This window comes from Vibrio sp. D417a (assembly GCF_030248595.1).
GTDB lineage: Bacteria > Pseudomonadota > Gammaproteobacteria > Enterobacterales > Vibrionaceae > Vibrio > Vibrio alginolyticus.
Genome location: NZ_JAHGAM010000019.1, coordinates 10,733 through 25,723, shown reverse-complemented (window position 1 = coordinate 25,723; position 14,991 = coordinate 10,733). Strand labels below are relative to the sequence as shown.

Genomic DNA, 14,991 nt, shown 5'->3' with positions numbered 1-14,991 from the left:
GTTTGGAGGAAATAGGTCGTTTTTACTTACACCATATAGAAAGCGATACAGTGGCTTACGCTCAACGCCTCAGGGCGGTAGCGTGCCAACTCTTCAGTATTTAATGGCCTGCATAGCACGCTTAACTTTGCTTTGGCAGCCCATATTATTACCAGTACTAGGGACTTTTACGTGATAAGAAAGCAGCATTGTTTGGGAATACTTGGTGCACTGGGCTTGAGCCTGAGTTCTTTTTCAGCGTCAGCCGATTTTTATGCTGGTGCGTTAGTGAGCTACTCAAATGCAGAATTGAAAAGCTCGTCTTCTGAGTCCGTAAAAGAGGGGAGTCCTTTCCTTCTTAGTGCGCAAGCAGGGTACTTCTTTAATGACTACATTGGTCTCGAAGGACGTTATGGGACATCAGTTCAACGTGACAGTGGTCTTGCCGTTGATAGCGCTTTGAGCGGCTTTGTTAAGTTGAATATGCCGGTTTCAGAGCGAGTTGCACTTTATGGTTTAGCTGGGTATTCAAGCGTTCAGCTTGATCTACAAAATGTAGGTTCTCACAAAGAACAAGGATTTAGTTTTGGGTTAGGTATGCACTACGCTTTAAATAACCAAAGCGCGGTGATATTTGAGTTCGTTGATAACGTCTCTGAAGACCAAGTTCGCCTTAACTCGATTACATTGGGTTTTCAGCACCGTTTCTAATTTAAATACCTAGAGCTCAAACTTGGGGCTAGGGTCTTTTATTCAATTATTATAGTGACATACCATGTTTAAAGGATATTTCTCTATTGCCGCTTTTATATTGGCAAGTACGTTTGCGTCTTATTCAATGGCACAAACACCCACTCCAGAACAAATGAAAATGTTTCAAAATCTACCCGCCGACCAACAAAAGGCCTTGGCGAGTAAGTATGGTTTCTCCATTCCTTCTAGTTCATCTTCAAACAAGTCTCCTTACGAAAATCCGCAAGTAATCCAACCTAGAACTGAAGCTAGTAGCGCTGTATCTTCCAATGTCGAAGAACAATGGCTCAAAAAAGGTGAGCAGGGAGAGCTTAAACGCTTTGGTTTAGATCTTTTTGCTGGTTCTCCAAGCACCTTTGCTCCGATCAGTGATGTTCCTGTGCCAGCAAATTACACTGTGGGGGCTGGTGATGAAATCATTGTGCAGTTGTTTGGTAAGGAGAACGAGACACATCGCTTACGTGTAAATCGCGCAGGCACAATCAACTTCCCTTCACTTGGACCAGTAAACGTTGCTGGCATGCACTTTTCTGATGTTCGAGACTCTCTTACGCAACGTGTAAAAGAACAAATGATTGGTGTGCGCAGTGATATCTCATTGGGTGAATTGCGCACCATGCAAGTGTTTGTCATGGGTGATGCATATAAACCAGGAGCCTACACGGTTAGCGCATTGACGACAATTTCACAAGCTATCTATTACAGCGGCGGCTTTGGTGAAAGTGGGGCTCTGCGAGATATTCAGCTAAAGCGTGATGGGAAAATTATTCGTAAGTTGGATATGTATGACCTTTTACTAAAAGGTGATGCAAGTAATGATGTGCGCTTGCTACCGGATGATGTTGTTTTAATTGGTTCTGTTAACGATACAGTGTCTGTAGAAGGCGAGATCAACCGTCCGGCAATTTATGAAGTCAAGGCAGGTGAAACTTACCAACAACTCATTCAGATGGCCGGTGGTTTTACTGCGAATGCCCATGTCGAGCAATTGGAGATAAAACGCTATGCTTCACATGGCGCTCGTGAGGCTCTGACGCTTGATTTCAATAAAACGCAAGATCGACAGAGTAAAGTTAAAAATGGCGATGCCATCAAGATCTTGAAAAAAAGCGAAGAGCTTACTCGTTACGTACAGATAGAGGGAGATGTTCGTCATCCTGGCTATGTGGAATGGCGCAATGGTCTTCGTGTTGCTGATCTTTTTAAATCTGTTGACTCAGCGTTTAATTCTACAGCTGATGTTAACTATGCCGTTGTGGTAAGAGAGATTAATCCGCAACGTGATATTGAAGTGTTCCAGCTAAGTTTAGCCAACGCAATTCTATCGCCAGGTAGCCAAGATAACCTTAAGTTACACTCACGAGACCGTATATTAGTTTTCAACCGCTTTAACAACGAAGACTTGGATACATTAGCAACGCAAGAGTCTTTTTCAAAAGCAAAAACGCTAGAACAAGCGCAAGAGCAAGCTGAACTAGAACAACAGAAAGAACAAGAAGTGATGAGTTCTTCTGTTGCCGTTTCGCATTCAGAAAACGGTATGCTGAACAACCAGAACGCCAAAGAGCAGGCGAAACCAGCTAAAATCATTTTCCGTGGTAAAGAGATTACAGAGGAATACTTTGAAAAGCTGAAGCAAAACACTCGTCGCACTTTACTTGCCCCTGTATTGTTACAACTTCAGCAACAGTCTCGTTTGGGGTTAGCTCCTCAAATTGCTGAAGTCTTTGGTGAAGTGAAGCATCCAGGACGCTACCCGATTACCCCAAGAATGACGGTTTCAACGCTTATTGAAGCAGCAGGTGGTTTGACTTACAACGCATTCACAATTAATGCAGAACTAGCGCGAACCGCGATTAATAGTACGGATGAGCGTGCGTATATTGATGTTGAACGTATTGATTTGCGTAAAGCAATCCAAGGCAGCGTTTCGGACGATGCAATTATTGTAGGCCGAGATCGTTTGAACATCCTAGAAAAGCCTAATGTGAAGCTACAAAGCACAGTCACTTTACAGGGTGAAGTTCGTTTCCCTGGAACCTATACCGTGCGCCAAGGTGAAACTCTGAATGAGTTATTGGAGCGAGCGGGCGGTCTAACCGAGTTTGCTCATCCTCAAGGAGCAATATTTACGCGTGAAGCATTGCGCTTACAAGAGCAGAAGCTCTTAAATCAATACGCAGCGGATATGCGTAAAGAAACCGCGAAGAAAACGTTCCGAGCAGATAGCAATATAGGTTCTGTAATTTCAGATCCAGAAAAAACGTTAGCATTTGTTGAGGAAGCAAGTCGCAGCAAAGCACTTGGCCGTATGGTGGTACAGTTAAACCGTATCTTAAAGGGAGAACGCTCAGCAGACTTTATGTTAGAAGATGGTGACTTCTTGTTCGTTCCTACTTTCCGAAACACCGTTTCAATTATGGGCGAAGTTCAAGTTCCAATTACATACTTGCTGGATAACAAGTTAGATGTGAATGACTACCTAAACAAAGCTGGTGGTGCCAAGAAGCAAGCGGATGAAGATCGTATCTTTGTTGTGCGTGCAGACGGCTCGGTTTACAAGCCAACGTCTGGCTACTGGTTTGGTAACAATAATGAAGAGCTAAAAGCGGGCGATACCATTGTTGTTCCAATAGATACTGATTACCGCGATGCATTAAGTACTTGGACGGCAGCGACGCAAATCTTGTATCAAACAGGTGTAGCGATCAATGCTCTGAAGTAAATCGAAGACCCTAGATAGCTTCTAGGGTCTTTTTCGTAATTGCCGTCGCAAGGAAGTTAACTGTCAGTAAACATAAAACAATTACTATGTTTGTCGTTTTAAATATTTAAATCTTGCAAGTATCGTTAAAGGTTCTTGCTACTTTGATTTTTATTGAAAAAAATTAGCGCTTTATGGTTAGTTTCATGAAGAGTACGATTTGAGGAAATAGGAAAATATTTTCAATGGAGTTAAAAAAAGATAAGTCTTACAAATGCTTACCATATCCTCCAGAGCCAATGCCAAAAATGAGAGACGAAATCGACCTCAACGAGTTGCTCAGAGCCGTTTGGCGAGGAAAGTGGATGGTCGTTGCAATATCATTTGTTTTTGCTCTAGGCGCTGTGTTCTATTCATTGAGTCTTCCTAATATTTATAAAGCTGATGCTTTGTTAGCCCCAGCTGAAAACTCTAATGGTGGCGGTTTATCTAAAATGGCTGGTCAGTTTGGTGGCCTTGCAGCTCTTGCTGGAGTCAACCTAAATGCTGGGGAAAGTTCTCAAACAGAGCTTGCTATTCAGGTCATGAAATCAAGACAATTTGTGGATTCATTTGTCAAAAGGCATGATCTTCTCGTTCCGCTAATGGCCGCGACAGAGTGGAGTTTGAATGATAATAAGTTGATTATTGATCAGGACTTGTTTGATTCGAAGACTCAACAATGGTTGAGAAAGCCTGAAGGCCTAAGAGGGGCTGAGCCGACCTCTCAAGAGGTTTATGAGGTTTTCACTAAAGAAGTCCTCTCAATTGTCCAAGATAAGGATTCTGGTTTATATACATTATCCGTTAAATCTTTATCTCCTTACTTAGCGCAAAAATGGGTCTCTTGGTTAATAGATGACATTAATAAAGTAATGCGAGAGCGGGCGATCAACGAAACCTCCCAGAATCTTATGTACCTAAATGCTCAATTACAAAAAACGGCAGTAGCAGATATGCAGAGTACGTTTTACAAACTTATTGAAGAGCAAACTAAAAGCTTAATGTTAGCTGAGGTACAAGAGGAGTTTGTTTTCAAGGTTATAGACCCTGCAGTTGCTCCGGAGTTAAAGGCGGAGCCGAGCAGAGCTTTAATATGTGTCTTTGGTACATTGTTAGGTGGCTTATTTGGTATTGGGATCGTCTTGATTAGATTTATATTTACCAATGATAAAGACGTTTGAACCATTGATATGTATCGTTAAATTTCTGACTTCATCAAATTAGTTTAAAAAAGAGAAAATGCTATGAACTTTTCCATTCTTGACTGTACCCTTCGTGACGGTGGCTACTACAATAACTGGGATTTTGACCCAGAAGTCGTAACCCAGTACCTAAACAGCGTAGCAAGCGCGAACATCGACTACGTTGAACTAGGTTTACGTAACTTCGCTAAATCAGGCTTTCTAGGCGCATTCGCCTACACGACAGAAGATTTCATCAATACATTGACTCTGCCAGAAGGGCCAACGTATGGTGTGATGGTTGATGCCAAGACTATCCTTGAATCCGGCATGCCAATTGAAGAAGCAATTGATGCGCTATTCGTGCCAGCAGCTCACAGTAAAGTTGACTTAGTCCGTGTTGCTGCACACTTCAATGAGGTGGAGTTTTCAGCACCTATCGTTGCTCACCTAAAAAAACTGGGCTACATCGTAGGTTTCAACCTTATGCAAGCGGGCGGTAAGCCTGATGACGTAATTGCAGATAAAGCCCGTCAAGCGGTCAGCTGGGAAGGTCTCGATGTCCTTTATTTTGCGGATTCACTAGGTAACATGGATGGTCAAGAAGTCCAACGTATCGTAACAGCGCTTCGTACTCATTGGACGGGTCCTATGGGTATCCACACTCACAACAACATGGGTAAAGGCTTAGATAACACTCTTTCAGCAATGGAAGCCGGTGTCTCTTGGCTAGATACAACCGTGACTGGCATGGGACGCGGTGCAGGTAATACTCAAACGGAAAGTCTGTTAGCTTACCTAGATAAAGGTGACTCTAAATACCAACCAAAGCCAATCTATGAATTGGTGATTCGCCACTTTGAGGCGATGCAAAAAGAATATGGTTGGGGCAGCAACTTGTTGTACTTCTTGGGTGCTCAAAATGATGTGCATCCGACTTACATTCAGAATTTATTGTCTAGCACCCACTATGGCACTGACGAAATCATTGGTGCGATTGACTACCTTAGTAAACTAGAAGGTACAACATCGTACAACGGTGCGGTACTTGATACGGCGCTGAGCTTCTCTGACAGTAAGGCTGAAGTGACTGGAAGCCAAGACGCACAAGGTCTCTTTGATGGCAAAGACGTTCTCATTATTGCGAATGCGCCAAATACAGAGAAGTACGCATCAGCGATTGAGATGTACATTAAGAACACTCAACCGGTTGTAATCTCAATCAATACAACAGCGCATATTGCCCCTGAGTTAGTGGATTACTACGCTATTTCTCACAACTCAAAGTTCTTGTCAGAGTCAAAGCTATACAAAGGGTTAGATAAACCAATCATCCTTCCAAAGTGCCGCTTTACGACTTCTGAGTTGTCAGAGCTTGAAGGTGTGAACTTAATTGATTACGGACTTGAAGTGGTAAAAGAGACGTTTGCAACTCAAGGCACTTACACGACGACCCCTTATGACATTACTACGGCCTACGTTCTTGGTGCTTTACTGGAATCCAACGTGAATGCGATTTCAGTGGTTGGTTTTGATGGCTATGCTCAAGATGATGTCCGTCAACAAGAGATGGTAGACATATTGAATCTTTACCATGCTCATGAGAAAAGCCTAGAAATTACCTCTTTGACTCCAACTAGCTACCCGATTGCTAAAGGCTCTGTTTATGCCCCTGTTAAGTGAATACGAGGTATACATTTTTGATTGTGATGGCGTCATTTTAGATTCCAATCAATTGAAAATCGAAGCTATGAAAAATGCGCTGGAGGCGCATTTTTCAGCTCAAGACCTCATTGCGGAGTGTGTTGATTACTTCCGCCATAACTTTGGAAAGTCTCGTTTTCACCACGTTGCTCACTTTCTAGATAGCATCCTAACGATTGAAGAAGAAAAAAGAAGTGAGCTAGAGCAACGGATTTTGGCAGACTTCTCCAAACAGTGCCGTACTTTATACTTAACGGCGCAGCTGACGCCCGGCTTTATGTCGTTTCTTGAGCAGTGCCAAGGTAAACGATACGTCGCAAGTGGCTCGGAGCAAAGTGAACTCAGAGACGTTTTTGTCCAGAGAGGTCTTGATACTCACTTTGATGGCGTGTTTGGCTCACCAACGCCAAAAGCTGAGCTTATCCGCAATATTCTTAAGCAAGAAAACAGCACAAATGCCGTCATGTTTGGAGATGCTGAATCCGACATGTTATCAGCCCAACAGAACCACATCGACTTTGTGTTTTACGCGCCTTATTCCAATGTAAAAGAGAAGATGATTGAGCAATGTCACTTGCAACAGCACTTGATTATCGATGACTTTTCAACTGTGAGATTCTAATCATGAGTAATGAGAAAACCTTTGCTGTTGTTATTCCAGCACGTTACGAATCAAGTCGATTCCCAGGTAAACCATTAGTTGATATTTGTGGTAAACCAATGATACAGCACGTCTGGGAGCGTTGCTGCTTAGCTGCGGGACAAGAAAAAGTATACGTGGCAACCGATGATGCTCGTATCCAAAGTGCCGTTGAAGCTTTTGGTGGTCAGGTTGTGATGACAAGCTCGGAATGCTTAACGGGCACCGACAGACTGGCAGAAGCCAACTTGCAGCTTAACTGTGATTTCATCGTTAATGTCCAAGGTGACGAGCCACTCATCAATCCAGATGATATCAATACGGTAATTAAGGCTTTCTTGAAGAGTGGCAATGTAACCAATGCTATGTGTGCCATTACTTCAGAGCAAGAGTTTCGCTCTTTTACTGTGCCAAAAGTTACTTTTAGTCAATCTGGTAAGTTACTTTACATGAGTCGAGCAGGCATTCCTCAGACGAAAACGGGTGAATATCAATTTGGTTACAAGCAAGTGTGTATCTACGCTTTCTCAAAAGAGCAGCTGGCCTTCTTCTACAGCAACAAAGCGAAGACTCGCCATGAGCAAGTAGAAGACATTGAGATACTGCGCTTTTTGGAGTCAGATTACGTTGTAGATATGGTAGAAGTTGAAGCTGGCTCTCTTGCCGTTGATGTACCTGCTGACTTGACCAAAGTTATCGATGTAATTACCAATATCAATAACGCAATGTAGAAAAATTCCACCGTACTTATGACCTTCGGTAAATACATGATTAATACACGTCGTGTTAACACTTTATCAGTGATAGCTTTCATATTTCTTCTGGTTTGTTTAACAAGACAAGTACCAATATCGTTCTTATCTGGCTTGATCGCACCATTATTAATATTAACGTGTTTGTTGACTCTAATGAAAGGAGTTTATCGTGAGTCTATCAAACCTTTCTTGATATTCTTTGTTTTGTTAATAAGTGCTTCAATATATTCAATTTACCAAGGTAATGAAATTACTTTAAATATTAGATTTTTTATAATACTTCTTTTGATAAACTTGATACCGATATTAAAGTTTGAAGAAGTATCATTCATAAAAATATTCAATATAATTTTTATTATTCAAGCCCTAGTTGTGATAGGTCTTGGTATTGTATTACCGATTATCTTTGATATTGACAACTATCTTGTTTTGAGGCATGTGGTTATAAATAATGGATGGGGTGATATATATACCTACAATGGTTTGGTATACAAAATCCAAATAATTGGTAATGCTCTCCTACCATTTGCTTTCTTCGTTAATTTTTTTCTTTATAAACAAGGAAAGAGCAAACGGATATATTTAATAATATATCTTATCGCGATAGCATTTTGTGGTAACCTCGCCTTTTACTTGTTCACAGCACTCTTTCTGATATTGTATTACGCATTAGAAAATAGGGTTAAATTTAAAATATCACCTAAGTTCTACTTATATTCGATATTGTTTGGTGGGTTTTTTGTTGTATTTCTAGTTTATGTTGTAGAGACAATACATATGAAATCAACAGGGGATGTAAGCTCAATAGGGACGAGGTTTGACCAAGCTAGTGTATTACTAAGTGACATGTCAGGAAGTATTAATTTATTGCTATTTGGTAATGGGCTAGGGCATACACTATCCATTAAAACCATGTCTAGAGACTACACTGGTGATATTTATTTTGAACTTCAATTTCTATACATTCTAAATCAAATTGGATTTATGGGAATGACTGCTTTTATATACTTACATATTAAAATAATATCACCTGTGCTCAAAAACATAAAGATATTATTAATATATGTGTGCTACATAGGTTACGCTATGATAAACCCATACATGTTCGACTCAAACCATGGAATTGCATTAATAGTTCTAATGTCTTTAGCTAGTATTAATTCGTTAGGTAAGAAAAATAATGAAAATTAATGAGTTCATGATTGCTTTCCAAACCATGGAAATGAGAAATAATCTATTTAATGTTGAATATAATGGCGAAAATGTATGGGATATAGTCAGATATAATGTGTTTCAAGCACTTCAGGAACAATACGAACCTATAGCAACTAAAAATTTCATAAAAAAAACCATCAAGTTTTCACTTTCTTTAGTTTTAAAGCTTACATTCTTAACCAAAATAAAATTTAAAAAGAATGATATTCTTTTTTGTAAAACTTCGAGGACATTAAGTAATGGAAATTATTTCGATGAATATAGTAAACCCGTATTAGATCGTATTGACAAGAAGCGTGTGGCTGAAATTGAGTTATATCATTTAGCAAATTCAAACGCTAATGCGAGGTTTTTATTTAATTATTCGTCAAAGAAACACCTCCCAGAAACCATAGTTGAAAGTTTTTTAAAAGCTATAAATGAAAGCTTTCATTCACTATGTCAAGAGGAAATTATTATATCGGCTATGCAAGAGGCTTACTCAAAATATCTTTCTGAAAGAAGATTCTATGAATTGCTTTTTAGGTGTAGTGGTATAAAGAAAGTTTTCTTAGTTCAAAATGGCATTCAAAAAGGATTGATAAGTGCGGCTAAGTCTAGAGGCGTTAAAGTTACTGAACTTCAGCATGGTTATGTTGGCTTTACTCACCCAGTCTATTCATATCCAGCACTCACAAATTCGCATAGTGTCTATCTTCCTAAAGAGTTTTGGGTTTTCTCTGAGTTTTGGACTAAAGAAATCAATATGCCTAGTACACAATTTAAGGTGATAGGGCATGAGTTGAAAGATGTAACACTAGCAAGTAACGATACTATATTATTTATCAGTAGAAATAATCACCACGAAGTATTAAAAGATTATTTATATAATTTAGATCAGGAAGTTAGCAGGAAGATTATTTACAAATTGCATCCTAATCAGTTTTCTGATTCTCACTTGATAAAAAATGAGTTCTCTAACTGTAAAAACGTAAAAGTTATAACAGATGAGGTTGCTTTGAGTGACTGTATAAAAGAATCATCTGACATAGTTTGTATTCAATCAACAGTTGTTTATGAGGCGCTTCAATCCAATCGAAAAGTCATTTGTATTAAAGAGTGTGATTTTATACAGTCCTCAACGTTAGAAAAAATTGAAAATTACTATGTTGTAGAAGATAAAAAAAGTATGATTGATATTATAAATAACAATGAAACACAAGAGCTTAAAGTTCAATTTTTTGATGTTATTAACAATGAGTTAGTGTCAGAAATATGAACTTATTAAAATCATTATCTATTTACACAATATCATCATTACTAAGTAGAGCTGTACCATTTTTCTTATTACCAATCATGACTAAGTACTTGTCTCCAGATGAATATGGTCAAGTCTCGGTATACATCGTACTTATGACATTTTTGTCCACTATTATGTATTGGGGCAGTCATGTACACATTGGGATTGAGTACTTTAAAGTTGAGGAAAAAGAGTTTGCTAAATTATTAGGTAGTTTATCTCTCATTCCTGTATTTATGCTTATTATCAGCTTTTTAGTTATTTACGTTCTTGGAAAGATAATAACTTTAGAATCTATATCTCATGGTTTATTATTGACGGTCCCCTTATCTGCCTTTTTAGGGTATTTATATCGTATAATGACAGTCTATTATAGGGTTTCAAACCAACAAGTTAAGTTCGCTGTTACTGAAGTTAGTAGCTCAATACTTCAAGTGATGTTTAGTATTTTATTTGTAGTGTTGTTATCTTACAATGTCGAGGGAAGAGTGCTGGCGATTATCCTTTCAGCTCTAATCGTTGCGTTATTTCTAGCGATATATATTAAAAGAAATAACGTATTTAAATTTGATTTTAATATTGAGTTTTACTTTGGATATGCAAAGACAGGATTGGCTTTTGTATTTAATGAACTTGGAAATCAAATAATTAGAATTGGTGACAAGCTTTTAATCTTACTTTTCTTAGGTGCAAACTTTGTTGGTCCTTATGCTGTTGCTGCGCAGGTTGCTAGTATTGCGTTAATACTGAACTCTGTTTTTACTCAAGCATGGCAACCTTATGTTTTTAAAATCCTTAAAAATGATATTCCAAATAGTAAAACAAGACTTAAAAAGTTAACCTTCTATGTATCTATAGTATTTTTGATAATTTACTTCATTCTGCATATTGCCAGCTATTTAATTTATGAGTGGTTTATTGATATTAGATATCATAGCTCATTACCGGTTGTAAGTTGGCTTCTTGCTGGGTTCTATTTTACATTCATATACGGATTGTTTGCTGATTATATGTTCTTTTCTAAAGAAGTTAGAAAAGTTCTATATGTTACGGTGTTTAACTTAATTTCTTTCATAACGTTGTCCATTATTTTTATGGATGTCTATGGAACTTTTGGTGTGGCATATTCCTTCTGTTTGTCATCTGGTCTATCTGCCGCTTTGTGTGCATTCTTATCTAGTAAGTGTAAGTATTCATTGTTTAAATTAGCTAAAGTAAGTGTTAATCTATGAAACTAAGATACAAAATAGTAGCTCTTATCAATTATATTAGTATTTATTATCATAAGTTGAAAGGTGCTTTATTTTACACAAGAGTTTTTGATAGTTTTCTGAATGGAAGTATAATTATCTCTCCAATTAAACTATCATATTTTGGGACCAATATTGGTGAACGAGTTTATATAGCTCATCACTCAAGAATTGAAGTTATCAAGCAGAATCACGACGATTTTTATGATCCCAAGATTATAATTGAAGATGACGTAAGAATTGAACAACGCCTTCATCTAACATGTGCAAATAAAGTCAAAATATGCAAAGGAACTAGTATTCTTTTTGACGTAATGATTACTGACATAGATCATGACTATAGAAAGGTTGGGGAATATATCAAAGATCAGAGCTTTATTGTAAATAGCACTACAATTGGCGAAGGTTGTTTCATTGGTTCTGGAGCTAAAATAAATGCAGGAACCACACTCGGTAAGCAATGTATTGTTGGAGCTAACTCTGTGGTTAGGGGAGAGTTTCCAGATTATTCGGTAATTGTGGGGGCCCCTGCTCGTATAATTAAGCGCTATTGCTTTGAAATGAATGAGTGGCGAAAAACAGACAGATACGGGCAATTTATAGATGAAAATTAGTTCCGACCTAAAAGGAAAAAAGATCTTATTCATAGGAATTGGATTTTATGACTATGATCAAGCAATAATTCAAGAGCTTGAAAGAAATGGTGCTGAAGTAAAATATATTATCGAAGGCTTTACCAATCGTAAACTTAGAATAAAAAATAGACTATTACCAAGTTTCAATGTTTCAGTCCACCATCAGAATCTAATAAACGATTTACCTTCCGGATTCTTTGATATTATTTTCGTAATTAAAGGTGCTTTTTTATCTGAAGATAATATGGCTCTACTCAAGGAAAGTCAGAATAAAGCTCGTTTCATATTGTACCAATGGGATTCAATAAGCCGAGTTCCAAATGCTCGTAAAATATTATCATACTTTGATGATATACATTCTTTTGACCGTGAGGATTGTAATGTTTACGGTTTTAAGTTCAGACCATTATTCTTTCGGGATGAAGTGGCTATCAAAAAGCAGGATAATAAAAAGTATGATCTTAGCTTTGTTGGGTGGTGTCATGATGGTCGAATTGATGTAGTTTACTCCATTTTAAAAAAATATGACTGGCTGAATTTTAAACCCTATTTATATGCAACGCCAAGAGAGTGGATAGCATTAATATTAAGTGGGTATAAAGAACACATATCAAGCAAACGAATGAAGTTTGATGATTATGTAACTCTTTCGGCTCAATCTAAATGCGTGCTAGATATACCACATAGGCAACAAACTGGTCTAACCATCAGGACGATAGAGACGATTGGTCTTGGTGTAAAGCTCATTACAACAAACAAAGATATTGTGAACTATGACTTTTATAATCCAAACAATATTCTAGTGCTGGACAGAGAATCTCCTTGTTTACAAGAAACCTTCTTTGAGAAAGAGTATATGCCAGTGGCAATGGATACAGTGGAAAAATATTCACTATCTGGTTGGGTTAATGCTATTTTCGGTGAGAAAAATGATTTCACATAAAAATGTATCTGCAGTTGTTATTACATACAATCCTAATATCAACATATTGAATTCACTCATACAGTCACTTTTGATGCAAGTTCAGGAAATTATCGTTGTTGATAATTCCAGTGCAGAACTTGACTTGAAGAACAAAATTGTACAATCAAGTGAGATTATTTATTTATCAGATGGAATTAACAAAGGGATCGCTACGGCCCAAAATATCGGAATTTCTCATGCCATAGATATGGGAAGAGATGCAGTTTGGATCTTTGATCAAGACTCTGAACTTGGTGAGTTGTCATTGGTCGCTATGGTTGACGAACTAAATACTTTTGATGGTAAAGCCGCTTGTATAGGGCCTTCCATAGTTAATTCATTTAATGACCAGGTTGAGTTACCTATTAAAAAAGTCAAAAATCCTAACGGTACTTTTTGTGTAGATCAAATTATAGCAAGTGGCAGTTTAACCCCTACCAGTGTATTTAAAGATATTGGTGTTATGGAAGACGAATTGTTTATTGATGCTGTTGACTTTGAATGGTGCTGGCGCGCTAGAAGTCTGGACTACTCTGTTTTAATCTCTACACAAAAAATGGTTCACTCCGTTGGTGATGGTGATGAAACCTGCTTGGGTGGCCTTTTAACACTTAAAGTATCGTCACCTTTTAGATTGTATTATCAAGTTAGAAATTATCTAATACTGCTGAGAAGGTCGTATGTGCCAATTCGCTGGAAAATAAGGCACTCAGCTTTCTTTGTGTTCAAATATTTTTACTTTGGTTTTGGTCGACCCCAATCTAAAGATTATAGAACTAACATTACTTCCGGATTTCGAGACGGACTCAAAATCGGCTTTAGGAGAAAATAATGATATTGGTAACTGGTGGTGCTGGCTTTATAGGAAGTGCAGTTGTGCGTCATATTATCGAAAATACAAATGACAGCGTCGTCAACGTTGATGTTCTTACTTATGCCGGTAATACAGATTCTTTATCGTCAATCTCTGAATCTGAACGCTATCACTTTGAACAAGTTGATATTTGTGATGCTGTAGCTGTAGCCGCATTATTTGAAAAATATAGACCTTCAGCAGTCATGCATCTTGCTGCTGAATCCCATGTAGACCGTTCAATTGAAGGACCTGGTGCGTTCATTCAAACAAACGTCGTTGGTACATATGTCTTACTAGAAGCTTCCCGAACCTATTGGAATACACTAGATGGAGAAGAGAAAGATACTTTCCGTTTCCATCATATTTCTACAGACGAAGTATATGGTGATTTGGAAGGTACAGATGACTTATTCACTGAAACGACACCTTATGCTCCGAGTTCTCCTTACTCTGCGTCAAAAGCATCCTCAGATCATCTCGTTCGTGCCTGGTTAAGAACTTACGGCTTACCAACGATAGTCACTAATTGTTCAAATAACTATGGTCCTTTCCATTTTCCAGAGAAATTGATCCCACATGTAATTTTGAATGCATTGGATGGTAAGGCACTCCCTGTCTACGGTGATGGTTCACAAATTAGAGATTGGTTGTTTGTAGAAGATCATGCCCGTGCGCTATACACGGTGGTTAAAACTGGCCAAGTTGGTGAAACATATAACATTGGCGGCCACAATGAGAAGAAAAATATCGAAGTGGTTAAAGCGATATGTTCACTATTGGAAGAGTTAGCTCCCAATAAGCCAGAAGGCGTAATCAACTACGAAGACCTTATTACTTTCGTGAAAGATCGTCCTGGTCATGATGTTCGCTACGCTATCGACGCTTCTAAAATTGAACGAGAGTTAGGTTGGGTCCCACAAGAGTCTTTTGAATCTGGCATTCGTAAGACGGTAGAGTGGTATTTAAATAACCGTCAATGGTGGGAACGTGTTTTAAATGGTGACTACCGTTTAGAACGCCTAGGTGAAGAATAA

General features: G+C 38.2%; 13 protein-coding genes. All 13 read left to right on the top strand.

Features of this window, described 5'->3' with window-relative positions; genetic code table 11:
• The first annotated feature begins 171 nt into the window (after window positions 1–171).
• The 13 genes from KI742_RS17970 to rfbB all read left to right on the top strand — a co-directional run bounded on the left by KI742_RS17970 (window position 172) and on the right by rfbB (window position 14,991).
• Window positions 172–690 (top strand): outer membrane beta-barrel protein, encoded by a 519-nt coding sequence (locus KI742_RS17970; RefSeq protein ID WP_017820722.1) that lies wholly within the window; start codon window positions 172–174, stop codon window positions 688–690.
• Between the two features lie 64 nt (window positions 691–754).
• The gene (locus KI742_RS17965) at window positions 755–3,457 is read left to right on the top strand and encodes an SLBB domain-containing protein (RefSeq protein ID WP_285385080.1); all 2,703 of its coding nucleotides are present in this window, start codon (window positions 755–757) and stop codon (window positions 3,455–3,457) included.
• 224 nt (window positions 3,458–3,681) lie between these two features.
• Window positions 3,682–4,659, top strand: a complete 978-nt coding sequence (locus tag KI742_RS17960; RefSeq protein ID WP_285385081.1) for a Wzz/FepE/Etk N-terminal domain-containing protein — start codon at window positions 3,682–3,684, stop codon at window positions 4,657–4,659.
• 63 nt (window positions 4,660–4,722) lie between these two features.
• Window positions 4,723–6,342 carry an aldolase catalytic domain-containing protein gene (locus tag KI742_RS17955; protein WP_285385082.1) on the top strand — a complete coding sequence of 540 codons (1,620 nt, stop codon included), beginning with the start codon at window positions 4,723–4,725 and terminating at the stop codon, window positions 6,340–6,342.
• A complete protein-coding gene (locus tag KI742_RS17950; protein WP_050914464.1) occupies window positions 6,326–6,985 on the top strand; it encodes an HAD family hydrolase in 660 nt (219 codons plus the stop codon). The genes KI742_RS17955 and KI742_RS17950 overlap by 17 nt, the downstream gene beginning before the upstream one ends.
• Window positions 6,986–6,987: 2 nt before the next feature.
• The gene (locus KI742_RS17945; RefSeq protein ID WP_140333029.1) at window positions 6,988–7,734 is read left to right on the top strand and encodes a 3-deoxy-manno-octulosonate cytidylyltransferase; all 747 of its coding nucleotides are present in this window, start codon (window positions 6,988–6,990) and stop codon (window positions 7,732–7,734) included.
• A gap of 177 nt (window positions 7,735–7,911) precedes the next feature.
• Window positions 7,912–8,949: a hypothetical protein gene (locus KI742_RS17940; protein ID WP_285385084.1), complete on the top strand. Its 1,038-nt coding sequence runs from the start codon at window positions 7,912–7,914 to the stop codon at window positions 8,947–8,949.
• The gene (locus tag KI742_RS17935; RefSeq protein ID WP_285385085.1) at window positions 8,939–10,231 is read left to right on the top strand and encodes a hypothetical protein; all 1,293 of its coding nucleotides are present in this window, start codon (window positions 8,939–8,941) and stop codon (window positions 10,229–10,231) included. The genes KI742_RS17940 and KI742_RS17935 overlap by 11 nt, the downstream gene beginning before the upstream one ends.
• Window positions 10,228–11,484, top strand: coding sequence for a lipopolysaccharide biosynthesis protein (locus KI742_RS17930; RefSeq protein WP_285385086.1), 1,257 nt, complete (start codon window positions 10,228–10,230; stop codon window positions 11,482–11,484). Before KI742_RS17935 ends, KI742_RS17930 begins: the two co-directional genes overlap by 4 nt.
• Window positions 11,481–12,116: a DapH/DapD/GlmU-related protein gene (locus KI742_RS17925; protein ID WP_285385087.1), complete on the top strand. Its 636-nt coding sequence runs from the start codon at window positions 11,481–11,483 to the stop codon at window positions 12,114–12,116. Before KI742_RS17930 ends, KI742_RS17925 begins: the two co-directional genes overlap by 4 nt.
• Window positions 12,106–13,080: a hypothetical protein gene (locus KI742_RS17920; RefSeq protein WP_285385088.1), complete on the top strand. Its 975-nt coding sequence runs from the start codon at window positions 12,106–12,108 to the stop codon at window positions 13,078–13,080. Before KI742_RS17925 ends, KI742_RS17920 begins: the two co-directional genes overlap by 11 nt.
• On the top strand, window positions 13,067–13,933 hold the full coding sequence (locus tag KI742_RS17915) for a glycosyltransferase family 2 protein (protein WP_285385089.1): 867 nt from the start codon (window positions 13,067–13,069) through the stop codon (window positions 13,931–13,933). Before KI742_RS17920 ends, KI742_RS17915 begins: the two co-directional genes overlap by 14 nt.
• Window positions 13,930–14,991, top strand: a complete 1,062-nt coding sequence (rfbB, locus tag KI742_RS17910) for a dTDP-glucose 4,6-dehydratase (protein ID WP_285385102.1) — start codon at window positions 13,930–13,932, stop codon at window positions 14,989–14,991. Before KI742_RS17915 ends, rfbB begins: the two co-directional genes overlap by 4 nt.